Below are 26133 nucleotides of genomic sequence, written 5' to 3'. Positions count from 1 at the left end.
GCATCATGAAAAACACATAGAAATCAATCGCTTATTTGAATAGAAATGGCGGACAGGGAGGGATTCGAACCCTCGATACGGTTTCCCGTATACACACTTTCCAGGCGTGCGCCTTCAACCACTCGGCCACCTGTCCGGCGCGCTGCTTATGACCGCCGAGCCGGCTTCTTTCAAGGGCGATCTGGTGCGCTTCGTCAGATCGCGCGAAATCGGCTGTGGGCGCGGTTGCAAAGCCACAGCCGAATGGGCACATCGGGGCGAGGCCGAAGGGTCGATGAAGGAGAACGGATGGTGCGGTTCCTGCTGCGGCTGCTCGGCTATCTGCTCGTCGCGGCCGGATTCGTCTCGCTCGTCATCGATGGCGCGCGCTCGATCGCCAATTCCGCCCTGCAGTACACGCCGCTGGAGCTGGCGCTCTCGACATTGGTCGGCGAACGCATCAAGGGGCTCCAGCCGATGATCGAACGCGGCATCCATCCGCTGCTGTGGGACCCGGTGATACTCTCTCTCATGCTGGCGCCAGCGGCGCTGATCGCGTTTCTGCTCGGCTTCCTGTTGCTCAGGCTGGGCGCGCCGCCGGAACCGAAGATCGGCATCGTCACGAGACGGTGAAGCGCGGCAGGCCGGCTCATACCTGTCAAAACGGGCGAGGAATGCCTATATCCGCGATCGAAACCAGCAACGGAGTCCGACATGTTCTTCCTGCGCAAGAAGACCGCCCTGCCCGAGGCCGCCGAGGCCCTGTCCGGCCGGGCGAACCCGATCCCGACCGCCGAGCGGCATTTTCTCAACAAGCGGTCGCTCGCCGGCCCCTATCCCGAGGGCCTGCAGACGGCGATCTTCGGGCTCGGCTGCTTCTGGGGCGCGGAGCGCAAGTTCTGGCAGATGGGAGAGGGTATCTGGATCACCGCTGTCGGCTACACTGGCGGCTTCACGCCGAACCCGACCTATGAAGAGGTCTGCTCCGGCCAGACCGGCCACAACGAGGTCGTGAAGGTCGTCTTCGACCCTGCCCTGCTGCCTTATGAGATGCTGCTCAAGGCCTTCTGGGAGAACCACGACCCTACGCAGGGCATGCGCCAGGGCAACGATGTCGGCACGCAGTACCGCTCAGGCATCTATGTCCAGGACGAAGCCCAGCGCGCCGTTGCCGAGCGCTCCAAGGCCGAATACCAGCAGGCGCTGCAGCAGCGCGGCTATGGCCCGATCACGACCGAGATCCTCGATGCGCCGGACTTCTACTTCGCCGAGGACTACCACCAGCAATATCTCGCCAGAAACCCGGCGGGCTATTGCGGACTCGGCGGCACCGGCGTGAGCTGCCCGATCGGAACCGGCGTCGCGGCCTGAAGCCATGGTCTGGCGCATCTGAAACGAGGCCCCGCCGGTTCCACGGCGGGGCCTTTCGTATGACAGCGGGAGCTGTGGAGCATGCGGGATCGCGGAGGCGCGGCACAATTTTTCGGTTGATCGTCGCAGGAAAGCTCAAGACAGTAGCTCCCTTCATGGGAGACTGACGCCGATGTCCTTGCATTTTCGACTGAAACTCGCCGCTGCCGGCCTCGCGCTCGGCGCTGCGGCGCTCGCTGCCGGCCTCGCCTTCGCGCAGGCACCCGCCTTCTTCCGCATCGGGACGGGCGGCACGGCTGGCACTTATTATCCGATCGGTGGCCTGATCGCGAACGCGATCTCGGCACCGCCGCAACTGGTCTCGACCGCCGTCGCCAGCAACGGCTCGGTCGCCAATGTCAACGCGATCGTCGGCGGCGCCGCCGAATCCGGTTTCGTCCAGGCTGACGTGGCCTATTGGGCCTATTCCGGTACGGGCGTCTTCGAGGGCAAGCCGAAGGTCGAGGAACTGCGCTCGATCGCCAATCTCTATCCCGAAAGCGTCCATCTCGTCGTGCGCAAGGCGTCGAACGTGAAGAGCGTTGCCGACCTCAAGGGCAAGAAGGTTTCGCTCGATGAGCCCGGTTCCGGCACGCTGCTCAACGCCAAGGCGATCCTTGCTGCCTTCGGTGTCGGCGAGAAGGACATCACGGCCGAATATCTCAAGCCCAACCAGGCTGCCGAGAAGATGAAGGACGGCTCGGTCGATGCCTTCTTCTTCACCGGCGGCTTCCCGGCGGCTGCGATCTCGGAACTGGCCTCGACCGGCTCCGGCATCGACATTCTGCCGATCACCGGCGCTCCCGCCGAGAAGCTGGCCAAGGACTTCCCCTTCTTCGCGGTGGACGAGATTCCGGCCGGCACCTACAAGGATGTCGGCGCGGTCAAGACCGTCGCCGTCGGCGCCCATTGGGTGACGTCGTCCAAGGTCTCGGCCGACACGGTCTATGCGGTCACCAAGGCGCTCTGGAGCGACAAGGCTCGCGCGGCGCTCGATTCCGGCCATGCCAAGGGCAAGGCGATCCAGAAGGCGACCGCGCTATCGGGCCTGCTCGGCGTGCCGCTCCACCCCGGCGCCGAGCGCTTCTACAAGGAAGCCGGCCTGCTGAAGTAAGGCGACAGCGTCATGCCCGGGCTTGCCCGGGCATCTCACGCCTGCCTTGAGACCATACGCAAACCTCCACCGTCATCCTGGGCGACCGTAGGTCGACCCGGGATCCATCGTAGATCGCGCCCTACGATGGATCCCGGCGCTCCGCTTCGCTGCGGCCAGGATGACGGTGCGCTTGATTTTGGGCTGATTCCGTACTTCGCACGGTTCGCGCCCGGCCCCGGAGCCCCCGTCATGACCGCCACGCCCTCCGCCGCCGAACTCGCGAAGCTCGAGGAAGAACTCGATCCCGAGATGCAGTTCCGCAAGGTGCCGCATGGCACGGCGCTGATCGTCGGTGGCCTGCTGCTCGCGCTCTCGGCCTTCCATTACTACACCGCCGGCTTCGGCCTGCTGCGCGAGACGACGCATCGCGGCGTCCATCTCGCCTTCGTGCTCGGCCTGATTTTCCTGGTCTTCTCGGCCCGCAAGAGCGAGGCGCGCACGGTTCATCCCTCGACGCTGCTGCGGCCTGGCGGGGTGCCGCTCTACGACTGGATCTTCGCCGTCGCGGTGGCGGTCTCCAGCCTCTATGTCCCCTGGATCTTCGAGGACATGGTCTTCCGGGTCGGCAATCCCTCGACGCTCGACGTGGTGATGGGCTCGATCACCATCATCCTGATGATCGAGGCGACGCGGCGCGCCATCGGCTGGGGCCTGCCGCTGATCGCCATCTTCGCGATGGTCTATGCCATCTTCGGCAACTGGTTTCCGGGCATTTTCCTGCATCCGGGCTCGACCTGGTCGAACCTGATCAACCATCTCTATCTCACCAGCCAGGGCGTCTACGGCGTCGCGCTCGGCGTCGTCGCGACCTATGTCTTTCATTTCGTGCTGTTCGGCGTGCTCGCGACCCGCATCGGGCTCGGCCGACTCTTCCTCGGTGTCGCAGCGGCGGTCGCCGGGCGCTATGCCGGCGGCCCGGCCAAGGTCTCGATCTTCGGCTCGGCCCTGTTCGGCATGATCTCGGGCTCGTCCGTCGCCAACACTGTGACGGTCGGCTCGCTGACGATCCCGATGATGATCCGGCTCGGCTACCGGCGCCATTTCGCGGCCGCGGTCGAGTCGACCGCCGCGACGGGCGGCCAGATCACCCCGCCGATCATGGGCGCGGCCGCCTTCCTGATGGTCGAGTTCCTCAACCTGCCCTACGCGACCATCATCATCGCCGCGATCATCCCGGCCTTCATGCATTTCTTCGGCGTGCTGATGCAGGTCCATTTCGAGGCGAAGCGGACCGGCATGGGAGGCATGTCCGATGCCGACGCGCCGACGCTGCGCGAGGTCTTCGCCCGCGACTGGCCGACGATCGCCCCGCTGTTTGCGCTGATCCTCGTGCTGTTCACCGGCTATACGCCGTATCTCGCCGCCTTCTGGGGCATCACCGGCTGCATGCTGGTCGGCCTTGCGCAATATCGTGCCGCCTCTGCGCTGGCCTTCGCGCTGGCGATCGGCATCGCCGCGCCGAGCGAGTTCCTGCGTGTGCCGGGCGTCAACCTCGCCTTCACGCTGAGTGCCTTCGCCGTCATGGCCCATGGGGTGCTGATGCGCTCTGCTGAAGGGCGCAAGCGTGTCGACGACATGATCGACGCCTTCATTCTCGGGGCGAAATACGCCATCGGCGTCGGGGCTGCGGCGGCGACCGTCGGCATCATCGTCGGCGTGGTGACGCTGACCGGCGTCGGCTTCAAGATCTCCTGGATCGTCACCTCGCTCGCCGACCAGTGGGCGAGGGGCGTGTCCGACCTGATCCCGTTCTTCCCCTTCGAGCTGAAGAGCGCGACGCTGTTCTTCACGCTCCTGCTGACGGGCGTGGTCTGCATCCTGCTCGGCTGCGGCGTGCCGACTACGGCGAACTACATCATCATGGTCACGGTGGCGGCGCCGGCGCTCGGCATGCTCGGGGTCAACCCGCTCGTGGCGCACTTCTTCGTGTTCTATTACGGGGTGCTCGCCGACATCACCCCGCCGGTCGCGATCGCGGCCTATGCCGGGGCGAGCATGGCCGGCGCCGATCCGTTCAAGACGGGAAACACCGCCTTCCGGCTGGCGCTCGGCAAGGTTCTGGTGCCCTTCGTCTTCGTGTTCTCGCCCTCGATGCTGATCATGGCGCCGGGCTTCTCCTGGACGGAACTGGTCGGCTCGACAGCCTCCTGCATCGCCAGCATCACCTTCCTCTCGGCGGCATTTGCCGGCTGGTTCCTGGCGCCGCTGGCGATGTGGGAGCGGCTGGTGATCGCGCTGGCCGCGCTGCCAATGATTCTGGCGACGCCGACCAGCGTGCTGGTTGGCCTGGTGATCGCCTCGCCAGTCCTGCTGCGGCAGATCATGGCGCGAAAGGCAGCCTCTGCCACCGCTTGAATGTAATCGGGAGAAAGGGCGGCCAGGCCGCCCTTTCCGGGCAGAGGATCAGCCGATCGGGTCGATGTCGTCGACCAGCTTCAGCAGATCGACCATAGTGAAGGTTCCGGCTTTGGTCGATGGCAAGGTCGGCTTCCAGTCCTTCTCGCGCCAGATATAGGATTGCGGGTCGCCATGAACGAGACCGACGAAGACCTCGGAGATGATCGTCGCACCGACGGGGCCAAGCCGTTCGCCGTTTTTGCGAACCTGCGCCTCCTTCAAAATATAGTACCAGAGCGGGGTTGCTCTATCGAGGCCCTGCTGCTTGGCGGCCAGCCCGTCCGGCCCGGTCGCGATCTCGGCCGCGGTCAGCGGGTTCTTGATCCTGAGATGGGCCGCGACGTCCTGCCCTGAGGGCAGGCCGAGCATGACGCCCCGCTTCAGGTTGCGGAAGGCGAGATTGCCGCCGCCGCCCGGCAGATTGTGCAGTTCCTTGACCAGCAGCGGATCGAGCCGACGCGTCGGGTTGAAGGTGAAATTCGGCGTGCCCGCCGCCGTGCCCAGATCGTAGAAGCGCCGCCAGTCGATGATCCAGTTGCTCGGCAGCTTCGCGACCGGCAAGGGACCGCCAGGCGGCGGGTTCGGCATCAAATCGCCGATGATCTGGCCGGACAGGCCAGTGAAGCCGAAGAGCAGGTCGAAGCCGATGTCCGTAAAGACGCGGTTATGGCTGTAACGCTGCCGGACCATACTGTGGCCGAGCCGATAGGCGGCGGCGGAGAACTCGACCGGCATATAGGGCGTGCGCTTGAAACGGTAGAACTTGCGCCCGTCATGCAGTATCTTCGCGACGATGCCGGGCTCGGTCAGGCGCTCGACGAAGTCATGCAGCACGATCCATTGGTAGTGCCAGGTCACCAGCCGGCGCGCCTCGGCGAAGAGATCCGCCGGCGGATTGGCCCCTCCGGCGAGGATATCGCAAACCTTGTTGTGGAATTTCAGGAAGGCGAGATGGGTCTGCGCCACCAGCAGGTTCTCGTCGTTGCGATGGTCGCCAATCAGCGCCATCCCTTCGGGCGAGCGCGGCAGGTCGTTCGCAAAATCGCCGGTGATGCCGCCGAATCCGACGGTGATGTTCTTGCCGATGACGAATTTCGGCCCGTGCTTTGAGAAATTCGGGCCGCTGCGCTGATAAAGATGCGGCGAGCCGTCCGGTCCCAGCCCGTAGAGAGCATCGAGATCGAGGCTCGGCGTCCGAAAATTCTCGACGCCGAGCGGGTCCTTCTGCTTGTCGCCGAGCGAGGTCAGATCGAGCGTGATGTCATGGTCGACGAATTGTCCGAGATAGGTGAAGCCAGCCGGAATATTGGGGTTGTCTTTGGCCTTGTCGGCAGGGTCGGCGTCGAGCATCGCTACGGCCAGTGCATCGAGCTTGGCATCCGAAACCTGGAGCGGTGGGAGCTTCGGGAACATCCGGCCGAACATGCCGGGGTCCTTGTGCCCCGAGAGCGCATCGAGCACCTCGCGTGTGGCGTGGCGGCCGGCGACGCCGTGGCCCGGCGTCACCTTGACGGCATTGGCTTTGGCCGTTGCCGCCTTGAGCAAAGTGACGGGTAGGCTCGTGCCTGCCTTGGTGACGGGCGGCAACGTGTCGGTGTCAGGCAAGTTTTTAGTGTCAGGCATGGAAATCTCCTGTCGTGTGGGCGCGTGACGCGCCGCTGATGTGAGAGATTTGCCCCCCGGGGCCCATGGCATCGACGCTCTTGCAAGAAAGAAAGGTCGCCGGACTCCTTTCACGGCAATGAGTTAGCGGTAGTGCAGAGAATATTATTCTCGGCACTTGCTGACATCGCTGAATCAAGATGGAAATCGTCTAATACGAAGCTGCTCTCATGACAAGTTGTTTTGCCTTGAATTGAAGGAAGTGACTGTAAAACGCAAGATCGAGATCGTTTGAAGCAAATGAGAATGAATTTATATATTTGATTTGTGTGCGTTTCCCTTGTAGTGCGCGACTGAAGCTCCGCGCCCAGGTGGCACGCAAGCTCGTATCGAGTTCATGCTATGTTCTTGCCAGATCGCCCGTGCTCGTCTAGGTTTCGCCGGGGCATGGGGCAGCGGGCAATGGTGACACGGGTCGCGACGGTGGCGTTCGAGGGGATCGAGGCGCGCGCCGTCGATGTTCAAGTCCAGGTCACGCCGGGCGGTGTCGCCTTCATCCTGGTCGGTTTGCCCGACAAGGCGGTGGGCGAGAGCAAGGAGCGGGTGCGTGCCGCGCTGATCGCCTCTGGTCTCGCCCTGCCGGCCAAGCGCATCACGGTGAACCTCGCGCCGGCTGACCTGCCCAAGGAAGGCAGCCATTACGACCTGCCGATCGCGCTCGCCGTCATGGCGGCGATCGGCGCGATCCCGGCCGATGCGCTGGCGGGCTACACCGTGCTGGGGGAGCTTGCGCTCGACGGCTCGATCACTGCCGTCGCGGGCGTGCTGCCGGCGGCGATTGCGGCCTATGGCCGGGGGCAGGGGCTGATCTGCCCGCACGCCTCCGGGCCTGAGGCTGCCTGGGCCGCAGCCGACATCGACATCCTCGCGCCCCGCTCGCTGATCCAGCTCGCCAATCATTTCAAGGGCACGCAGGTGATGGCACGGCCGGAGCCGGCAGTGACGCGCCAGTCGGGGCCTTTGCCCGATCTCGCCGATATCAAGGGTCAGGAGAGCGCCAAGCGGGTGCTCGAGATCGCGGCGGCCGGCGGGCACAACCTCCTGATGAGCGGGCCGCCGGGCGCCGGAAAATCGATGCTGGCGAGCCGTCTGCCGTCGATCCTGCCGCCGCTCAGCCCCCGCGAACTGCTCGAGGTCTCGATGGTGCTGTCTGTCGCAGGCCAGCTTGCCGAGGGCGCGCTGACCGACAGGCGGCCCTTTCGCGCCCCGCATCATTCGGCCTCGATGGCTGCGCTCGTCGGCGGCGGCCTGCAGGCCAGGCCCGGCGAGGTCTCGCTCGCCCATCACGGCGTGCTCTTCCTCGACGAACTGCCCGAGTTCCAGGCCCAGGCGCTCGATGCGCTGCGCCAGCCGATGGAAACCGGCGACGTGCTGATCTCGCGCGCCAATCACCGTGCCGTCTATCCGGCCCGCTTCCAGCTCGTCGCGGCGATGAATCCGTGCCGCTGCGGCAAGGCGACCGAACCCGGCTTCGCCTGCCGCCGCCAGCAGAACGAGCGCTGCATGGCGCAGTATCAGGGCCGTATTTCCGGCCCGATGCTGGATCGCATCGACATCACCATCGACGTCCCCGCCGTGACGGCATCGGATCTGATCCTGCCGGCGGCGAGCGAGGGCTCGGCGGAGGTCGCAGCCCGCGTCGCCGCAGCGCGGCGCCTCCAGATCGCGCGCTTCGAGGCTTTGGGCCTGCCCACTATCGCGACCAACGCCGCCTGCCCGGCGCCGGTGCTCGACGAGATTGCGCGGCCGGACAATGCCGGCCTGTCCCTCCTGCGCGACGCGGCCGATGCCATGCGCCTGACCGCGCGCGCCTATCACCGCGTGCTCAAGGTGGCGCGCACGCTGGCCGATCTCGACGGCGAGCCGAAGGTTGGCCGCATCCATCTGGCGGAGGCGCTGTCCTACCGTTTGCGCGGTGACCAGATGGCGCAGGCCGCCTGAAGTCGTGCCGGCCGACGCGCCGGCTGGTTAACGAACCACCCCAAGCGATCCGGCGCATTCGCCGTTTCGACCAACCTTTCTTCAACAGGCCGCTGTTAGAGTGGCTTCATGGATCCTCTCTCGTCGCCCTGGGCTGCGGTTTCGGTTGTGGTGCTCGCGCTGTTTGCGGGCATCGCGGCGCTGACGCTGCTGCGCCAGCGCGACCGCATCGTCCGGCAGGCGGCCGAACTGGCCGGCGATGTCGAGACGCTGAATGACCGGCTCTGGGCGCTGGCCGACAGCGAGGAACACTACCGCAGCCTGATCGAGGCGCAGGGCGATCTCATCGTGCGGCGCGACGGCGCCCGCATCGTCTACGCCAACGGCGCCTATGCCGCGCTGCTCGGGCTCGGCGAGGCGGAGATCGTCGGCTCGCTCGCCCAGCCGCGCCTCGTGGCCTGCCGTCCCGCCTTGGCGCTCGATGGCGGCGCCCGCGTCTTCGACGAATGCCTTGCCACGCCAGAAGGCGAGCGCTGGATTTCCTGGGTCGAGACCGTGGTGCCCGTCACGCTCGGCCGGACGGTGCTGCAGCGCGTCGGCCGCGACATCACCGCCCGCATCGCCGGCGAGCAGGAGCTGGTCGAGGCCCGTGCGCGCGCCGAAGGCGCCAACGAGGCGAAGTCGCGTTTCCTCGCCACCGTCAGCCACGAGTTCCGCACGCCGCTCAATGGTATCCTCGGCATGGCCGATCTCCTCGGCGACACCGGGCTCGATCCGGAGCAGGCGACCTATGTCCGTGCCTTGCGGACCTCGGGCGAGGCCCTTCTCGGCCTCGTCGACGACATCCTCGATTTCGCCAAGGTCGAGGCGGGCAAGCTCGAACTCGCCAACGAGCGCTTCGACCTCGGACTGCTCGTCGAAACGGTTTCTGAACTGATGGCCCCGCGTGCCCAGGCCAAGGGCATCGAACTCGCCGCCCATCTCGCGCCCGGCCTGCCGACGCATCTGGTCGGCGACCGCGACAGGCTCCGTCAGATCCTGCTCAATCTGGTCGGCAACGCGATCAAGTTCACGGACGATGGCGGCGTCGGCATCCGCATCGGCCGTGACGCCGGCCTGATCGCGATCGAGGTCGCCGATACCGGGCCGGGCATTCCCGAGGACCGCCGCCAGGCGATCTTCGAGGAGTTCGAGCAGGCCGACAATTCTGCCGCGCGCCGCCATGAAGGCACCGGGCTCGGCCTCGCCATCGTGCGTCGCCTCGCCGTCCTGATGGGCGGCTCGGTCGGGGTTGAGGCCCGGCAGGGCGGAGGCTCGCTCTTCCGCGTCAGCCTGCCACTGCCCGTTGCTGTGGAAGCTGCCGTCCCTGCCTTGCCGGACTGGTGCAGCAAGCATGTGCTGGTCGTCTCGGATGCGCCCTTCGGGCCGGGCTTCCTGCGCGAGACGATCGCGGCGGCCGGTGGCATCGCCACGCTCGCTGCGGATGCCGAAGAGGCCATGGCGCGGCTGCGCGGCGGCGTATCCTATGATGCCGCCCTGGTCGACCAGGCGATCGGCCGCGACGCGGCCATCGCCCTTGCCGGAGAAATCCGCGCTGCCGGCCTTGTCGATTGCCTGATCATGCTGTCGCCGCTGGAGCGCCGGCAATTCGGCTCCCCGCGTGAGGCCGGCTTCACCGGGTTCCTCGTCAAGCCGGTGCGCGCCCGCTCGCTTTATGAGCGGCTGTCGCCCCGCCCCGCGCCCGTGGCTCCGGTCGTCGAGGCGTCGAGCGTCCATCCCCAACGTGCGTCGCGCCAACGGCTCAGCGTACTGGTGGCGGAGGACAACGAGATCAACGCCCTGCTCGCGACGCGCACCCTTGAGCGCTTCAACTGCGCTCCGGTCTGGGCCCGCGATGGCCGCGAGGCGCTGGCTGCGATCGAGGCCGGGCTGAACGGAGCCGGCCCCTCCTTCGACCTTGTCCTGCTCGACATCCGCATGCCGGAGCTCGATGGCCTTGCGGTCGCGCGCGCGGTCAGGACGATGGAAAGGGACAGGGTCGGCCCCGACCAGGTTCCGCTGCCGCTCGTCGCGGTCAGTGCCAATGTCGCAGAAGGCGACAGGGCCGCCGCGCTGGCCGCGGGCATGAATGATTGCCTGGCTAAGCCTCTCGACCGTGCCGCGCTGCAGCGTTGGCTTGACCGTGTCGCCTTGCCGGGCGCTTTCCGCCTGAACGCTCCGTCACCGCTCCGACGCAGTTTTGTCGCGATCCTGTAAAATGCTGCGCGCACACGTTCCCGATTGCCAGAGAAGACCGGCTGGGGGACAAGACGAGCCATGGCACCTGACCTCCACGGATCTCCGGTTGAGCCGGCTCGGCATCGGCCAGCGGGGAGCCTTCTGTTCTCGCGGCTGTCGCCGCTCAGGTTGATCACGGGCGACACCATCCGCCGCTTCGGCCGCCCGTCGGGCGCGACCGATCCTCTGGCCGGAACGCTTGGCCGCAGCGGCTCGCTCGAGGTCAGGCTGGCACGGGGACCGCGCGAGATCTGGCGCGCGCAGCGCTTGCGCTACCGCGTCTTCTATCAGGAAATGTCGGCGAGGCCTGACGTGGTGTCGCGCATGTTCCGCCGCGATGCCGACCGTTTCGACGCTGCCTGCGACCATCTGCTCGTCATCGACCATGCCGCGCGCGGGCGTTTCGGTGGCGTGAAGTCCAGGATCGTCGGCACCTACCGGCTGATGCGCCAGGGCGCGGCGACGCGGCTCGGCGGGTTCTACACCCAAGGCGAGTTCGACCTTGCGCCGATGATCGAACGCCATCCCGGCAGCCGCTTCCTCGAACTCGGTCGCTCCTGCGTGCTTGAGCCTTATCGCAGCAAGAAGACGGTCGAGCTGCTCTGGCACGGCATCTGGGCCTATATCCGTCATCACCGCATCGACGCCATGTTCGGCTGCGCCAGCTTCGACGGCACCGATCCCGATGCGCTCGCCTTGCCGCTGAGCTTCCTGCATCACCATGCCCGCTCGGCCGGCGAATGGGGCGCCGAGGCGCGGCGGGAGCGTCGCGTTACGATGGATCGTTTGCCGGCGGAGATGATCGACGCCAAGCTTGCGCTGAAGCAGATGCCGCCTCTGCTCAAGGGCTATCTCCGGCTCGGCGCCCGCTTCGGAACCGGCGCGGTGGTCGATCGACAGTTCGGCACCACCGACGTTCTGGTGATCCTCCCGGTCGCCGCCATCGACCAGCGTTACGTCGCCTATTATGGCGATGAAGGGCAGCGCTACGCGGCGTGAATGCCGCCCGGCGGCTTCATCAATCCCCGTCCGCCAGCAGCACGGGCATGGCCTCGCGATAACTCGGATAGCGGAACGCGTAGCCGAGTTCGCGCTTCACCACTGCGTTGGACACGCGCTTGTTCTCGCCATAGAAGCTCGCCGCCATCGGCGACAGCTTGGCGGGGTCGAACGGCGTCTCGGGTGGCGGCGCCATGCCTGCAAGATCGGCGGCGAAGCTCACCACATCCTGCGGCGGTGCCGGCTCATCGTCGGTGACGTTGTAGATCGCTCCATGGCGCGGCCGCTGCAGCGAGGCCATCAATACGCCGGCGATGTCGTCGACATGGATCCGGTTGAAGACCTGGCCGGGCTTGACCAGCCGCGTCGCCTTGCCCTGCCGGAGCTTGACCAGCGGATTGCGTCCCGGCCCATAGATGCCCGACAGACGGAAGATCTGCACCGCCTTGCCGCTGCGCTCTCCCAGGGCCAGCCAGTCCTGCTCGATCGCCAGCCTGACCTGCGAGCGAAAGCTCGGGCGCGGCGCGGTGGTCTCGTCGATCCAGGCGCCGCCATGGTCGCCATAGACGCCGATGGTCGAGAGATAACCGATCCAGCGTAGCGCGGGCGCGGTCGCTAGGTCCTTCGCGAGGCGGCCGAGCACCGGGTCGCCGGCCTCGCCTGGCTGCACCGAAACCAGCACGGCCTCCGCCTCGGTGATCGCCGCCGCGAGGAAGGAGGACACCGCAAAGCCGTCGAAGACCAGCGTGCGGATGCCCTCGCGGCTCAGGCGCGAGGCCTTCTCGGCCGAGCGCACCGTGCCCGTGACCTCCCAGCCCCGGGCGAGCGCGGCGCGGGCGAAAAAGCCGGCTGAATAACCGACGCCGAGGACGAGGAGCTTCATGAGGCGGATTCCGGTTCGGGCATGGGCGCCCGCCATTCGCGGCGGACGTCCGCGTCGTTCTCGACGGTCAGCGCGCCCGGAGCGAGCGTGAGGGCTCGTGTCGGCGCGAGCCGGGTCAAAGCCCAGGCGGCCATCGCGCGCACCAGCGGCGAGGCGTCGGCGACGAGGGCGGCGGCGCTGTCGGCCAGTTCGGGCCGTTTGCTGTTGCCGATCGCGATCAACACGTTGCGGACGAAACGGTCGCGCCCCGTGCGCTTGACCGGCGTGCCGGCGAAGAGCGCGCGGAAGGCGGGGTCGTCGAGCCGGGCGAGCTCGGCCAGCGGCAGCGCATCGAGCCCATCGCGCAGGGACAGGCGCGTTTCCTGCGCCGCTGCCGCGAACTTGTTCCAGGGGCAGACGGCCAGGCAGTCGTCGCAGCCGAAGACGCGGTTGCCGATGCCGGCGCGCAGGCTTTCGTCGATATGACCCGGATGCTCGATCGTGAGATAGGCGATGCAGCGCCGGGAATCGAGCTGGTAGGGGGCCGGGAAGGCATCCGTCGGACAGATGTCGAGGCAGCGCCGGCACGAGCCGCAATGGTCGCTCTCCGGCGCGTCCGCCGGCAGTTCGGCCGTCGTGTAGATCGCGCCGAGGAAGAGCCAGGAGCCGTGCTCGCGCGAGACGAGAACGGTGTGCTTGCCCTGCCAGCCGAGCCCGGCCGCCTGCGCCAGCGGTTTTTCCATGACCGGGGCGGTGTCGACGAAGACCTTCACATCGACGCCGCCCTGCGCTGCGAGCAGCCCGGCCACGCTCTTCAGCTTGCCCTTGATGACGTCGTGATAGTCGCGCCTGCGGGCATAGAGCGAGATCGCCGCCTTGTCGGGCTGGCCGAGGATCGCCAGCGGATCGCCGTCGGGCGCGTAACTCATGCCGAGCATCACGACCGACTTCGCTTCGCCCCAGAGCTGACGCGGCGTAGCGCGCTCGGCGGTGCGCTCCTCCATCCAGCCCATCTCGCCATGATGGCCCTCGGCGAGCCAGGCGGCGAGTCGGGCAGGCGCTTCGGGAATAGCCTCGACGGAGGCGATGCGCGCGACGGAAAACCCCTCGGCACGGGCGCGCGCAACGACGGCGCGCTTCAGCTGCTCGGTCTTTGGAAGGCGAGCGGTCTTCAAAAATCCAGGTTGTCGTAATGGGCGCTCGGCGCCATGCCCGGCACCCGGTCGCTCAGCAGCGGCCGGAAGCTCGGCCTCGACTTGATCCTCGCATACCATGCGCGCGCCGCCTCGTCCTCTTCCCAAGGCACGTCGCCGAGATAGTCGACGCAGGAGAGATGCGCCGCCGCGGCGAGATCGGCATAACTCAGTTCCGGGCCTGCCAGCCAGTTCCGCTTGGCGGTCAGCCAGGCGATGTAGCGCAGATGATAGCGCACATTGGCGCGCGCGGCACGGATTGCGCTCATCTCCGGCGGACCGCCGCCCTCGTCGCGCCCCATGAAGCGCTTCATCACCTTCTCCAGCACGAGCGGGGAGGTGATCTCCTCGTTGAATTTCAGGCCGAACCAGTCGAGCAGTCGTCGGACCTCGACGCGCTCTCCCGGCCCCTCGGGCAGGAGGCGTCGCTCGGCCAAAGCGAGCCCCCGCGTCTCGTCGAGATATTCGGCGATCGGCCCTGCGCCCGGGACGGCGAGCCCGTTCTCCTCGCGAAAGACAGGGGTCGTGCCGGCCGGGTTGAGTTCGAGGAACTCGCGCCTGCGCTCCCAGACGCGCTCCTCGACCAGCGCTGCCTCCAGCCCATATTCGCCGAGCACGAGACGGATGAAGCGCGAATGCGGGCACAGCGGATAGTGATGAAGGGTCGCCATGGCACTCATGAAGCAGGCAGGTGCGGCCGAAGCGGGGCCACAGGATGAAACGCATCCCGATATGCGCTGGGCGCCCGCTATAAGGCTGCCCGTGAGGCGTCACAACCCGCCTCACGGAATTGCGCGGGATTCCGCGCGATCCGGTTGGGATTTTGGTAACCAATTTGCAAAGGGCTGGGGTTATCGATGGGCGCGGCTTAAGGGATGCGGCGCCGACGCCCCGGGCCTCACGAGGAACTGCCGTCCATGGAAAATTTCGTCGAAGCGCTCGTCCTCGGCATCGTCGAGGGTCTGACCGAGTTCCTGCCGGTATCCTCGACGGGGCATCTGCTGCTGCTCGGGCATTTCCTCGGCTTTGAATCGAACGGCAAGTCCTTCGAGATCCTGGTCCAGCTCGGAGCGATCCTGGCGATCACGCTGGTCTATTTCCGCCGCCTGCTCGACATCGCGCGGCGCGTGCCGAGCGATCCGGCGGCGCGGCGCTTCGTCATCGGCGTGCTGGTGGCCTTCCTGCCGGCGGCGCTGATCGGCGCGCTGCTGCACGGCTTCATCAAGGGCGTGCTGTTCAACCCCTTCATCGTCTGCTGCGCGCTGATCGCGGGCGGACTCGTCCTGCTCGTGATCGATGATCTCGAACTCGAGGAGAAGCACCAGGACGCCACGACCTTCCCGCTGCCGATGTATTTCAAGATCGGCCTGTTCCAGTGCCTGGCGATGATTCCGGGCGTGTCGCGTTCCGGCTCGACCATTGTGGGCGCCATGCTGCTGGGGGCTAGCAAACGCGCCGCGGCCGAATTCTCGTTCTTCCTCGCCATGCCGACCATGGCGGGTGCCTTCGCTTACGATCTGCTCAAGAGCTACAAGACCCTGACCTTCGACGACGTGACGCTGGTCGCCATCGGCTTCGTCGCCGCCTTCTTCTCGGCGCTGATCGTGGTCCGCAGCTTCCTCGATTTCGTCTCGAAGCGCGGCTTTGCCGTTTTCGCCTGGTGGCGGATCGTGGTCGGGCTGTTCGGCCTGGCGGGGCTGTGGATCTACGGCTGAGGCTGGAGGAATGGCCGCTCTTCGCGGGCGGATTGCTCGCCGCGGGCTTTCTCAAGGCCGCGTTCTGAACCAGGCCGGGCTCCTATGAGCCCGACCGTCTGCCAGACGACCTGCTGCCTCCGGCTTAGGGACCGGCTCAGCCGTTGTGCCCCGTCGGCTCCGGCGGGTGCGGGTGCTGCATCGGCAGGCCGCGCGGCAGGGTCGCGGTCTCGCGTTCGATCATGCGGTGGACGACCGGCGGGTTCGGGCCTTTGTGAAGCGCGCGCACCCGGTCGCTGATTTCGGCGTCGGCCTGGGTCACGCGCTGCGCCTGCCGGACATATTCGACCCAGGTGGGGCTGTCATAGCGCTCCACCCAGAGTTCCGGGTCGGTCAGGTCGCGCAGCAGGGTCCAGTGGCGGGCGCCGTCGCGGCGGCGGATACGCCGGCGTTCCGCCATGGCCTTGAGGAACTCGACGACGTCCTCCTCGCGGATCAGCCATTCGATCGTGACGATCACCGGCCCGCTGCGTGGCTCGATGTCGACCGCGACCTTGGGCTCGCGCCAGCGGCTGAGCGGATCGAGGTTGAGCGCCTCCAGCGGCGGCAATTCGTAGCGCAGCCCAAGCGCCGCGCCCGCCAGCAGGGCGAAGGCGGAGATCATGAGGGCTTGCTCGGCGCCCCAATGCAGCGTCGCCTGCCCCCAGGCCCAGCTCCCCGACGCCATGCCACCGAACGCCGCCATCTGGTAGATCGCGAGGGCCCGGCCGACGACCCAGCGCGGGGCCGAGAGCTGCACGGTCGCGTTGAAGGTCGAGAGCGTCAGCACCCAGCAGGCTCCGGCGACCGCGAGAGCCGGCATGGTCAGCCACATCGTCGTGCTGGCACCCATGAGCGCGGCCGAGGTCGCATAGGCCGCGAAGGTCGCGCGCACCAGCGCCTCGGTCGTCAGCATCCGGCGCAGCCTCGCGCTCATGAAGGCGCCGACGACCGCACCCGCCCCGAACGCGCCGAGCAGGACGCCGAAGACCAGCGGTCCGCCCTTGACCAGATCGCGCGCGATCAGGGGCAGGAGCGCCAGCGCGACGATGCCGCCGAAGCCGAAGGCGAAGGAGCGCAGGATGACGCTGCGGATATTGGGCGACATCGCGACATAGCGCACTCCGGCACTCATCGCGATCAGCAGAGTCTCGCGCGGCAGCAGGCGCTCGACACGTGGCGGCTGCCAGCGTGCCAGCACCGTGATCAGCGCGATATAGCTGAAGGCGTTGATGACGAAGGCGGCGACCGCGCCCGCCGCCGCGACGATCGCGCCGCCGATGGCCGGTCCGACGCTGCGGGCGATGTTGAAGGCGACGCTGTTCAGCGTCACAGCCGCCGGCACGTCCCGGCGCGGCACCATGTCGCCGACGGAGGACTGCCAGGCCGGATTGTTCAGTGCCGTGCCGCAGCCGATCAGGAAGGTGAAGGCGAGCAGCAGCCAGGGCGTCATCACGTCGAGCCCGGCCGAGACCGCGAGCAGGATCGAGACGACCAGCATGAAGCCCTGCGCCGTCAGCATGATGCGCCGCCGGTCGTAATTGTCAGAGATCGCCCCGGCGGCCAGCGAAAATAGCATCACCGGCAGCGTCGTCGACGCCTGGACCAGCGCGACCATGTCCGGCGAATCTGCGATCGAGGTCATCATCCAGGAGGCGCCGACCATCTGGACGAGGCCGCCGAAATTCGAGGCCAGGCTGGCGAACCAGACGGCACGGAAAATCGGTTGGCGCAGCGGCACAAAGGGAGAATTGCGATCCGAAGCGGCCGCGACGCCTTCCGAGGCGAGCTCGGCCTGGGCTACGTCGGCGGTCGGCTGGGCATTCGGATCGTCAGGCATGCCATAGGGTTAGAGCATCGGTCGGAAAAGGGGAAACCTGATTTCCGAGAAAGCCAGTGCAAAAACAAGGCGATATCGCTTCGGCCCGAATGTTGTATTCGGGTCGAATACAGGGAGCCTGCGCTCAGGCATGCCGACCGCGATAGCCGCGCGGGCCGGTCGGTGTCAGGGCGTGGCGCTCGCCGTGGCGCTGCTCTGCATCCGGCGCCCCTGTCGTGGCTTCGGCCGGCGAAGCGCCCGGCCGAGCGCGACGCCTAGCCCGACGAGCGCGACCCAGTGACCCGGGCGCAGCGATGCGACGTCCTGATAGACCACGATGTCGGCATTGGCCTGGAACACCAGCCAGGCCGAGGCGCCGGTCGCGAAGGCATACCAGGCCGTCTCGCAGAGCGCCGTGGCGAGCCCCGTCGCCAGCGCGGTGGCGGCCAGAACCGGCGTCGTCGGGGCGATCCTGAAGCGGTCGAGCCCGCGATAGGCCATCAGCAATGCGAAGAGCCCGCTCATCAGCACGGGCTGGGTGACATCGATCTTCGACTGCAGGGCGAAATGCAGCAGGGCGAGCATCGTGATCGGATAGACGAGGTTGTGCAGGCGCTGCCAGTTCTTCGCGCCCATGCGGCGGATCATGCCGTCGGTCGAGGTCATGCCGAGCGCGACGAGCCCCGCCAGCGCCGTGATGCCGACGATCAGATAGAAGCGCTTGACGACCTCGGAGAGGATCAGCCCCCAGTCGAAGGCGAGATCGATGCAGTAGAGCACCAGATGTCCGGTGGCATAGGCAAGCACCGAGAGGCCGAGCATCCGCCGGATTCCAAGGAGCTTGCCCCAGTCGAGGATGCGCCGCAGCGGCGAGACGGCGAGCGTGACCAGCAGCAGCCGCACGGCCCAGGTGCCGGTGTCGTGCACGGCCTGCGTCCAGGGCTTCGAGCCGAGCTGCCCCAGCCAGGCCTCGGCGGCGAGCATCAGCGCCGGCACCAGGACGAGCCCGAAGGCGGCCGCGCGCAGGCCCGAGACGCGCCCCTGCCGGTCCAGCCAAGGCCACCACGGGCTCCTCAACCACTGGCGCATGCCGATCTCCATCATTGCATTCCCCCAACCGGATACGCGAGAGTTCGCGCCTCTGTCTCGCGGGCTCACACACAAGGCCGTGAGCGCCTGCCGCCCCGCTGTCCTTCAGCCGATGGAAACGAGCCATGCCTGCCACGCCGCCCACCGTCGTCTTCGATGTCGGCAATGTCCTGATCCGCTGGGACCCGCAGCGGGTGTATCGCGAGATGATCCCCGACGACGAGAAGCGCGCCTGGTTCATGCAGAACGTCTGCACGGCGGCTTGGAACATCGAACAGGATCGCGGCCGAAGCTGGGAAGAAGGGGTCGCCCTGCTCGTCGCCAGCCACCCGGAATGGGAAAGCCAGATCAGGGCCTATGACGAGCGTTGGCACGAGGCGGTGCCCGGCATCATTGAGGACAGCGTCGCGGTGCTGGCCGAACTCAAGGCGCGCGGCGAGCAGGTCTACGCCATCACCAATTTCTCGCGCGAGAAATGGGCCGAATGCCTGATCCGCTTCCCCTTCCTGCAGAGCTTCGACGGGGTCGTCGTCTCGGCCCATGAAGGCGTCATCAAGCCCGATCCGGAAATCTACCATATCCTGCTGCGGCGCTACGGCCTGGCGGCGGCCGACTGCATCTTCGTCGACGACAGCGCCAAGAATATCGAGGCGGCGCGCGGTGTCGGCATGAAGGCCGTGCATTTCGTCGAACCGATCGACTTGCGCGTTGAGCTTCACAAATTGGGTGCTGCGATACAGCGATAATATCCGATCCCGGAATCATTGTATTGCGGAGCGGAACATTTGAGATCGGCCAAAGTTTATCCTTCATAAGATCGAAGGAAATTTTCAAAATGTCCAAAAATATTATAATCGAACGCCTCGGTTCCGAATGGTGTCTCAGGGACGCTCGGGGGAATTGTCTTATCGTGACCCCCGATCGCGTTGGTCTGGATCGCATCAAGCAGCAGATGTGCGTATCGGAAGCGATGGATAAATTGCAGGCGGCGCGAACCATCGCGCGCTGAAGAATACCTGCGCCGGCGTCCTGGGAGTCCTGTCTTCGCGGCATCGCCGTCGTCGAATGAGCGGGTTTGAGAGCCACTCGAAAATCGAGATCGAAACGCCGGCCCTCGCCCTCCCGGCGGGCGGCATGGGCGCTCCGCAGCAGGCCGAGATGCTGCCGGCACGCGCTGCGTCTGATCGGCACGGTTGCGTCAGTCACGCAAGCGCGCTTTCGCGATGCGGGCATCGCGCGATGACGGGTGCGGCGGGCATGGCTGCAGGCTAGGATCGCCCACGGACAATGATCCGAGGGAGCGGAACGAGCCGATGGCCAGCGAAACCAGATACGACCAGATGACCTATAACCGCTGCGGCCGCAGCGGGCTCAAGCTTCCGGCCGTCTCGCTCGGCCTCTGGCATAATTTCGGCGAGACGACCGCTCCCGATGTCGGTCGCCGCATCTGCCGGACTGCCTTCGACCTCGGCATCACCCATTTCGATCTGGCAAACAATTACGGCCCGCCGCCCGGTTCGGCCGAGACGGCGTTCGGGACGATTTTGCGCCAGGATTTCGCGGCGCATCGCGACGAACTGGTGATCTCGACCAAGGCCGGCTACCGGATGTGGCCGGGTCCTTATGGCGAATGGGGCAGCCGCAAATATCTGCTCTCCAGCCTGGACCAGAGCCTGAAGCGGATGAAGCTCGACTATGTCGACATCTTCTATTCACACCGCTTCGACCCCGGCACGCCGCTGGAAGAGACGATGGGCGCGCTCGATTCCGCCGTTCGTCAGGGCAAGGCGCTCTATGTCGGGCTGTCCTCCTACAATTCGAAGCGCACCCGCGAGGCGGCGGCGATCCTGCGCAGCCTCGGCACGCCCTGCCTGATCCATCAGCCGAGCTATTCGATGATCAACCGCTGGATCGAGGAGGATGGCCTGCTCGATACGCTCGATCAGGAAGGCATCGGCTCGATCGTGTTCTCGCCGCTGGCCCAGGGCATGCTGACCTCGAAATATCTCGGTGGCGTCCCGGACGGCAGCCGCGCGGCTCGCAAGGCGCCCTCCTTCCGCGACGGCTTCCTCTCCGACGATAATCTCCGCCGCATCGCTGCCCTCAACGAGATCGCGGCCGGACGCGGCCAGAGCCTCGCCCAGATGGCGATTGCCTGGGTCCTGCGTGGTGGCCGGGTCACCACGGCGCTGATCGGGGCGAGCCGGCCCGAGCAGGTCGAGGACTGCGTCGCCGCGCTGAAGCGGCCCGATTTCAGCGTCGAGGAGCTGGAGTTCATCGACAAGCACGCCGGCGAGGGCGGAGTGAACATCTGGGCTGCTTCCGCTGAGCGCTGACGAGGCAGGCGCGGGCAGAGCAAGCCAGGCAGAGCAAGCCAGGGCGGACTAAGGCAGAGCAAGACGAGGCAGAGGTGGTGGCCGGCGGTTGGGCCGGGCCAGGTCGGCCGAGCTCAATCCTTGCCCGCCCTGCGTTTTCCGCGCGATAAGCGCTGGGCCGCGCTTTGTGCGTGACGATACGGATCGGCGATGACCTTCTCCAACATCCATACTCACGGCTTCGTTCGCCTGGCGTGCGCCGCGCCACGGCTCAAGGTGGCCGATCCCGCCTTCAACGTTGCGGAGACGATCCCGCTGCTGCGCCGTGCGGACGAAGGCGGTGCCTCGATCGTGCTGTTTCCCGAACTCGGCCTCTCGGCCTATGCGATCGACGACCTGCTGCTGCAGGGCGCTCTGCTCGATGCCGTGCTGGCTGCGCTTGGGGTGCTGGTCGAGGAGAGCCGCAGCCTGCGCGCCGTCGCCGTGGTCGGTGCGCCGGTGCGCATCGAGGGACGGCTGTTCAATTGCGCCGTTGCGATCCATCGCGGCCGCATCCTGGCCGTCGTCCCCAAGACCTATCTGCCGAATTACCGCGAGTTCTACGAGCGACGCCAGTTCGCCTCCGGCGAGCGCGCCGGCATCGCGTCGATCAGCCTCTGCGGGCAGGACGTACCCTTCGGCACCGACATCCTGCTGACTGCTTCCGACGTTCCCGATCTCACCATCCATATGGAGATCTGCGAGGACGTCTGGATGCCGGTGCCGCCGAGTTCGTTTGCGGCGCTGGCCGGCGCGACGGTCCTGCTGAACCTCTCCGCCAGCAACGTCACCATCGGCAAATCGGACTGGCGCCATACGCTGTGCAAGGCCCATTCCGGCCGCTGCATCGCGGCCTATGCCTATTCGGCGGCCGGAACGGGGGAATCGACCACCGATCTCGCCTGGGACGGGCAGGCGATGATCTACGAGAACGGTGCCTTGCTGGCGGAGGCCGAGCGCTTTGCGCCAGAGCCGCAACTCATCCTCGCCGATATCGATCTGGAGCGGCTGGCACTCGACCGGATCCGCATGAACACCTTCGGCGACAATGCCGATGCCTTGCGCGACAGGCTCGATTTCCGCCGGATTTCCTTCGCGCTCGAGCCTGATCGCGACAACGATCTCGGCCTGATGCGCGAGGTCGAGCGTTTCCCCTTCGTGCCGAGCGACGATGCAAGGCTGAACGAGCTGTGCTTCGAGGCCTACAACATCCAGTCGCACGGCCTGCGCAAGCGCCTGGAGAGCACTCGCGTCGACAAGATCGTCATCGGCGTTTCGGGCGGGCTCGATTCGACGCAAGCCTTGCTGGTCGCGGCCGATACGGTCGATGCGCTCGGCCTGCCCCGCGAGAACATCCTCGCCTACACATTGCCGGCCTTCGCCACCAGCGCCGGAACCAAGACCAATGCCTGGCGGCTGATGCGGGCGCTGGGCGTCACGGCGGCCGAGATCGACATGACGCCGGCCTGCCGGCAGATGCTCGTCGACATCGGCCACCCCTTTGCCGAGGGGAAGCCGGTCTACGACATCACCTTCGAGAACGTGCAGGCCGGTGCGCGCACCTCGCTGCTGTTCCGTCTCGCCAACCGGCATAACGGTCTCGTCCTCGGCACGGGCGACCTCTCGGAGCTGGCGCTCGGCTGGTGCACCTATGGCGTCGGCGACCACATGTCCCATTACAACGTCAACGGCTCGGTCTCGAAGACGCTGATCCAGCACCTGATCCGCTGGGTCGCGCAGTCGGACCGCTTCGGGCCGGACGCCTCGGCGGCGATGGAGGACATCCTGGCGACCGAAATCTCGCCCGAGCTGGTGCCGGGGGATGGCGAGGGGCCAAGCCAGAAGACCGAGGATTTCGTCGGCCCCTATGCGCTGCAGGACTTCAACCTGTTCTACGTCACGCGCTATGGCTTCAAGCCGAGCAAGGTGGCCTTCCTCTCCCGGCATGCCTGGGTGGATGCGGCGCGCGGCGACTGGCCACCGCATATGGAAGCTGCCAAGCAGGTCGCCTACGATCTGGCCACGATCAAGAAATGGCTGCGCGTCTTCGTCCGGCGCTTCTTCGAGACGAGCCAGTTCAAGCGCTCGGCCGTGCCCAACGGCCCGAAGGTCTCGTCCGGCGGCTCGCTCTCGCCGCGCGGCGACTGGCGCGCGCCGAGCGATGCATCGGCTACCGCCTGGCTCGCCGATCTCGATCGCATTCCAGATTGATGGACGCGACTAGGACCGTCCGCCATCCACCGACAGCACCTGCCCGGTGATCCAGCCGGCCTGCTCGCTGAGGAAGAACAGTGCAGCGGTTGCGATGTCGGCTGGTGTGCCGAGCCTGCGGGTGTGGATGCTCTCGACGAGCCGCTTCTGGCCGTCCGGGCCGTAGCTCTCCCACTGCCGTTCCGTCGCGGGGTTGGAGCGCACGAAGCCGGGCGCCACCGAATTCACGGTGATGCCATGCGGCCCGAACTCCCAGGCGAGCTGTTTGGTCAGCCCGACCAGTGCGTGTTTCGCCGACGAATAGGCCTGAATGCCGGTCAGGCTGGGGCGCAGGCCGGCGCCCGACGAGATCGTGACGATCCGGCCATGCCCCGTGCGTTTCATCGCCGGTGCGGCCGCCTGCGCCAGGAAGAAGGCGGCATCGACATTGGCGGCGAAAATCACGCGCCAGTCGGCCTCCGAGATCGCCTCGATCGGCCGCCCGACCTGCCCGCGCACGCCGCCGGCCGCATGGACGAGAAGCTCCAGCGCGCCGCTCTGCGCGACGATCGTGTCGATCAGCGTGGATGCGGCCTCGGCCGAGCCGAGATCGACGACATGAGGGGTCGCCCCGATCTCGACAGCGGTCGCCGCGACGCCGTCCGCGTCGATATCGGCGAGATGGACGGTGGCACCGGCCTCGACCAGGGCGGTCGCAATGGCGCGGCCGATGCCCTGCGCCGCGCCGGTGACGAGGGCTACGCGGTTGTCAAAACGGATCTGCATCGGTCGATCAGCACTTTCAGGGTGTCGAAGGATTGTGGCCGCCGGCCGTCCTCGATGTCGTGGATCAGGGTGACCAGCGTCTCGATCGCGGGTGTCGGGACGCCCGCCTCGCGGCCTAGCGCGGCGATGATGCCGATCTGCTGATCGACCTCGGTCTTGCGCTTGCGCACGGCGAGGTCGCGCCAGATGCCGGAATGCGTCTTGGCGGTCTTCGAGGTGTAGTCGGCAAGCCAGGCGATGGTCTCGATCTGCGGATATTCCGGCTGGTCCGGCGCGAACACCATCGGGTCGAACTCGCCGAAACCCAGTGTCGAGACGCCGCGCGCTGCCGCCACGGCCGCGACCTCCTGCCCGAGCGCCAGCCAGACCACGAGCCGCTCCGGATCGGCGAAATTGGCCGACATCGAATCGCCCGTCAGCGCAGTGCCAAACAGCATCGCGCCATAGGAAAGCTTGCCCCAGAGATAGCCCCAGATATTGGTCGTCAGGATCGAGGCCGGCTCGAAGGTGAGCAGCAGCTTGTGCATCGCGATCGCGCGCGGGGTGATCTGGCCGTCGATCTCGCCGACGACGACGGCCCCGGCATTGCCGTAGAGGATTTCGCCCGGCCCATGCCAGTCGGCGCCGAAATTGACGAAGCTGCCCATCGTCCGTTCCGCGCCGATCTGCGCGGCGATGGCGATCTCGTTGAGACCGTTCTGGGCCGAGAGCACGAATCCGTCGGGGGCGAGATGGGGCGCGAGAGCCGCCGTCGCGGCGTCGGTCGCGCCGGCCTTCACCGCCAGCACGATGCAGTTGTAGGTCCCGGTCAGTTCGTCTGGCGTCACTGCCGGAATGATTTGCCTGAAGTTCTCGATCGGCCCGGTGATCGCAAGGCCGGTCGTGCGGCAGGCCGCGACATGCTCGGGCACGATGTCGACGAGCAGCACGGGGATGCCCGCCCGCGCCCAATAGGCGCCGAGCGTACCGCCGATCGCGCCGGCGCCCCAGATCAGGATGGGTTCGTCGGTCATGGATTGGCTCCGGAAGCGTCGACGGGTTCCCTTCCCCCCGCTTGCGGTAGGGAAGGGTCAGGGATGGGGGGCAGTCCCGCTTGGCGAGACGATGCAAGGTGTAGCTCTGTCTTTGCGGCCCCCCACCCCGGCCCTCCCCACCGCAAACGGGGGGAGGGAGAAAGCTTGCGCCAATAGCTGCGCCGCATCATGCCTGCCCCGCGATCTCGATCTCGCCATGAGTCGCGACATGGATGAGCCCGTCCGGCGTCACCCAGCCGCGATACATGCCATCGGTGTTGTAGGGCGCGACGATGGTGCCGTCGGCATCGATCGCGACCAGTCCGGCGCCGATCTTGTGGGCGGTGAGCTCGCCCAGAACCGTGCAGCTCGCCTCGGCCAGTGCGAGGCCCTTATAGGCGATGAGCGATGCCAGTTCGTGGCCGACGCAGTAGCGGATGAAGTACTCGCCCTTGCCGGTGCCGGACACGGCGCAGCGCCCGTCGCGGGCATAGGTGCCGGCGCCGATGATCGGGGAATCGCCGACGCGCCCGACCGGCTTGTTGGTGTAGCCGCCGGTCGAGGTCGCGGCTGCGAGATGGCCCTGCGCATCGAGGGCGACCGCACCCACCGTGCCGTGCTTTTCCGCCTCGCTTGCCTGAGAGGCGGTGCCGACCAGTTCCCGGATCTTCATCGCAGACAGGTTCGCTCGCCGACGCTCCGTCGAGAAATACGAATTCTCGACGATGTCGAGCCCTTCATGGGCGGCGAAGGTGTCGCCGGCCGGGCCCGCCAGCAGCAGCGGATCGCCGCGCAGCATCAGGGCCTTGGCGGCGCTCACGGGATTGCGGATGCGCTTGACGCCGGCGAGAGCGCCGGCCGCCAGGGTCGCGCCGTCCATGATCGAGGCGTCGAGTTCGTGCTCGCCCTCGGCATTGAAGGCGGCGCCATGGCCGGCGTTGAAATGGGCTGAATCCTCCATCACCCGCACCGCGGCCTCGACCGCATCGACGGCCGCCCCGCCCTTGGCGAGGATCGCCCAGCCCGCACGGAGCGAAGCGGCGAGATCGGCCCGGGCTCCGGCCCATTCGGCCTCGGTCATCTCGGATTTGGGCAATGTGCCGCAGCCACCATGGATGGCGAGAGCGATGGTCATCGGTAGAGCCTTGGCGTTGTCCCTTCTCCCCTCGGGGGAGAAGGTGTCTGCGGAGCAGACGGATGAGGGAAGGAAGCGGGACGGCGCAAGACGTCCCTCATCCGTCAGCGCTTCGCGCTGCCACCTTCTCCCCCGAGGAGAGAAGGAAGAAGGCTAGGT

20 protein-coding genes and 1 tRNA gene are annotated in these 26133 nt (G+C 66.8%); 11 read left to right on the top strand and 10 right to left on the bottom strand.

From position 1 onward, the window contains the following. Positions 1-46: 46 nt before the first annotated feature. A tRNA-Ser gene (locus tag C8D03_RS07350) sits at positions 47-136 on the bottom strand. Positions 137-288: 152 nt separating this feature from the next. Here C8D03_RS07350 and C8D03_RS07345 point away from each other — a divergent pair. The 4 genes from C8D03_RS07345 to C8D03_RS07330 all read left to right on the top strand — a co-directional run bounded on the left by C8D03_RS07345 (position 289) and on the right by C8D03_RS07330 (position 4900). Further along, the gene (locus C8D03_RS07345; RefSeq protein WP_108045681.1) at positions 289-612 is read left to right on the top strand and encodes a PetM family of cytochrome b6f complex subunit 7; all 324 of its coding nucleotides are present in this window, start codon (positions 289-291) and stop codon (positions 610-612) included. A gap of 81 nt (positions 613-693) precedes the next feature. Then, entirely contained in the window at positions 694-1350 is a 657-nt protein-coding gene (msrA, locus tag C8D03_RS07340; RefSeq protein ID WP_108045680.1) for a peptide-methionine (S)-S-oxide reductase MsrA, read from the top strand. A 172-nt stretch (positions 1351-1522) separates the two neighbouring features. Then, positions 1523-2503, top strand: a complete 981-nt coding sequence (locus C8D03_RS07335; protein ID WP_108045679.1) for a TAXI family TRAP transporter solute-binding subunit — start codon at positions 1523-1525, stop codon at positions 2501-2503. A gap of 231 nt (positions 2504-2734) precedes the next feature. Then, on the top strand, positions 2735-4900 hold the full coding sequence (locus tag C8D03_RS07330; RefSeq protein WP_108051323.1) for a TRAP transporter permease: 2166 nt from the start codon (positions 2735-2737) through the stop codon (positions 4898-4900). Between the two features lie 48 nt (positions 4901-4948). On the opposite strand, the gene C8D03_RS07325 is transcribed toward C8D03_RS07330, so the two are convergent. Then, positions 4949-6565, bottom strand: coding sequence for a peroxidase family protein (locus C8D03_RS07325; protein ID WP_108045678.1), 1617 nt, complete (start codon positions 6563-6565; stop codon positions 4949-4951). Between the two features lie 441 nt (positions 6566-7006). Here C8D03_RS07325 and C8D03_RS07320 point away from each other — a divergent pair, with 441 nt between their 5' ends. The 3 genes from C8D03_RS07320 to olsB all read left to right on the top strand — a co-directional run bounded on the left by C8D03_RS07320 (position 7007) and on the right by olsB (position 11800). Beyond that, positions 7007-8545: a YifB family Mg chelatase-like AAA ATPase gene (locus tag C8D03_RS07320; protein ID WP_108045677.1), complete on the top strand. Its 1539-nt coding sequence runs from the start codon at positions 7007-7009 to the stop codon at positions 8543-8545. Positions 8546-8653: 108 nt separating this feature from the next. Further along, positions 8654-10780 carry an ATP-binding protein gene (locus C8D03_RS07315; RefSeq protein WP_108045676.1) on the top strand — a complete coding sequence of 709 codons (2127 nt, stop codon included), beginning with the start codon at positions 8654-8656 and terminating at the stop codon, positions 10778-10780. 150 nt (positions 10781-10930) lie between these two features. After that, positions 10931-11800, top strand: coding sequence for a l-ornithine N(alpha)-acyltransferase (gene olsB / locus C8D03_RS07310; RefSeq protein ID WP_465246429.1), 870 nt, complete (start codon positions 10931-10933; stop codon positions 11798-11800). Positions 11801-11819: 19 nt separating this feature from the next. On the opposite strand, the gene C8D03_RS07305 is transcribed toward olsB, so the two are convergent. From C8D03_RS07305 to C8D03_RS07295, 3 genes are read right to left on the bottom strand one after another with little or no spacing between them, the layout of a single operon-like run. Next, on the bottom strand, positions 11820-12683 hold the full coding sequence (locus C8D03_RS07305; RefSeq protein WP_108045674.1) for an SDR family oxidoreductase: 864 nt from the start codon (positions 12681-12683) through the stop codon (positions 11820-11822). Continuing rightward, entirely contained in the window at positions 12680-13837 is a 1158-nt protein-coding gene (queG, locus tag C8D03_RS07300; protein ID WP_248308386.1) for a tRNA epoxyqueuosine(34) reductase QueG, read from the bottom strand. Before queG ends, C8D03_RS07305 begins: the two co-directional genes overlap by 4 nt. Beyond that, a complete protein-coding gene (locus tag C8D03_RS07295; protein WP_108051321.1) occupies positions 13834-14526 on the bottom strand; it encodes a glutathione S-transferase family protein in 693 nt (230 codons plus the stop codon). Before C8D03_RS07295 ends, queG begins: the two co-directional genes overlap by 4 nt. Before the next feature lie 246 nt (positions 14527-14772). On the opposite strand from C8D03_RS07295, the gene C8D03_RS07290 reads away from it, so the two are divergent. Beyond that, positions 14773-15570 carry an undecaprenyl-diphosphate phosphatase gene (locus C8D03_RS07290; RefSeq protein ID WP_108045672.1) on the top strand — a complete coding sequence of 266 codons (798 nt, stop codon included), beginning with the start codon at positions 14773-14775 and terminating at the stop codon, positions 15568-15570. Positions 15571-15706: 136 nt separating this feature from the next. On the opposite strand, the gene C8D03_RS07285 is transcribed toward C8D03_RS07290, so the two are convergent. Together C8D03_RS07285 and C8D03_RS07280 are read right to left on the bottom strand one after the other, a co-directional pair. Beyond that, positions 15707-17428, bottom strand: coding sequence for an MFS transporter (locus C8D03_RS07285; RefSeq protein WP_108045671.1), 1722 nt, complete (start codon positions 17426-17428; stop codon positions 15707-15709). 165 nt (positions 17429-17593) lie between these two features. Continuing rightward, the gene (locus C8D03_RS07280; protein WP_210203902.1) at positions 17594-18496 is read right to left on the bottom strand and encodes a protein-methionine-sulfoxide reductase heme-binding subunit MsrQ; all 903 of its coding nucleotides are present in this window, start codon (positions 18494-18496) and stop codon (positions 17594-17596) included. A gap of 125 nt (positions 18497-18621) precedes the next feature. Here C8D03_RS07280 and C8D03_RS07275 point away from each other — a divergent pair, with 125 nt between their 5' ends. From C8D03_RS07275 to C8D03_RS07260, 3 genes are all read left to right on the top strand, one after another. Beyond that, positions 18622-19242, top strand: a complete 621-nt coding sequence (locus C8D03_RS07275) for an HAD family hydrolase (protein WP_108045669.1) — start codon at positions 18622-18624, stop codon at positions 19240-19242. Positions 19243-19809: 567 nt separating this feature from the next. Next, positions 19810-20832 carry an L-glyceraldehyde 3-phosphate reductase gene (gene mgrA / locus C8D03_RS07265; RefSeq protein ID WP_108045667.1) on the top strand — a complete coding sequence of 341 codons (1023 nt, stop codon included), beginning with the start codon at positions 19810-19812 and terminating at the stop codon, positions 20830-20832. A 189-nt stretch (positions 20833-21021) separates the two neighbouring features. Then, positions 21022-23061 (top strand): NAD(+) synthase, encoded by a 2040-nt coding sequence (locus tag C8D03_RS07260; protein WP_108045666.1) that lies wholly within the window; start codon positions 21022-21024, stop codon positions 23059-23061. 9 nt (positions 23062-23070) lie between these two features. On the opposite strand, the gene C8D03_RS07255 is transcribed toward C8D03_RS07260, so the two are convergent. The 3 genes from C8D03_RS07255 to C8D03_RS07245 form a co-directional block, all read right to left on the bottom strand. Continuing rightward, entirely contained in the window at positions 23071-23826 is a 756-nt protein-coding gene (locus C8D03_RS07255) for an SDR family NAD(P)-dependent oxidoreductase (RefSeq protein WP_108045665.1), read from the bottom strand. Continuing rightward, entirely contained in the window at positions 23799-24839 is a 1041-nt protein-coding gene (locus tag C8D03_RS07250; RefSeq protein ID WP_108045664.1) for a ketopantoate reductase family protein, read from the bottom strand. Before C8D03_RS07250 ends, C8D03_RS07255 begins: the two co-directional genes overlap by 28 nt. Before the next feature lie 187 nt (positions 24840-25026). Next, positions 25027-25974 carry an isoaspartyl peptidase/L-asparaginase family protein gene (locus C8D03_RS07245; protein ID WP_108045663.1) on the bottom strand — a complete coding sequence of 316 codons (948 nt, stop codon included), beginning with the start codon at positions 25972-25974 and terminating at the stop codon, positions 25027-25029. Positions 25975-26133: the final 159 nt, after the last annotated feature.

This window comes from Bosea sp. 124, assembly GCF_003046175.1.
Taxonomy (GTDB): domain Bacteria; phylum Pseudomonadota; class Alphaproteobacteria; order Rhizobiales; family Beijerinckiaceae; genus Allobosea.
The sequence above is the reverse complement of the archived record's forward strand: the minus strand, read 5'-3'. Positions and strand labels throughout refer to the sequence as shown.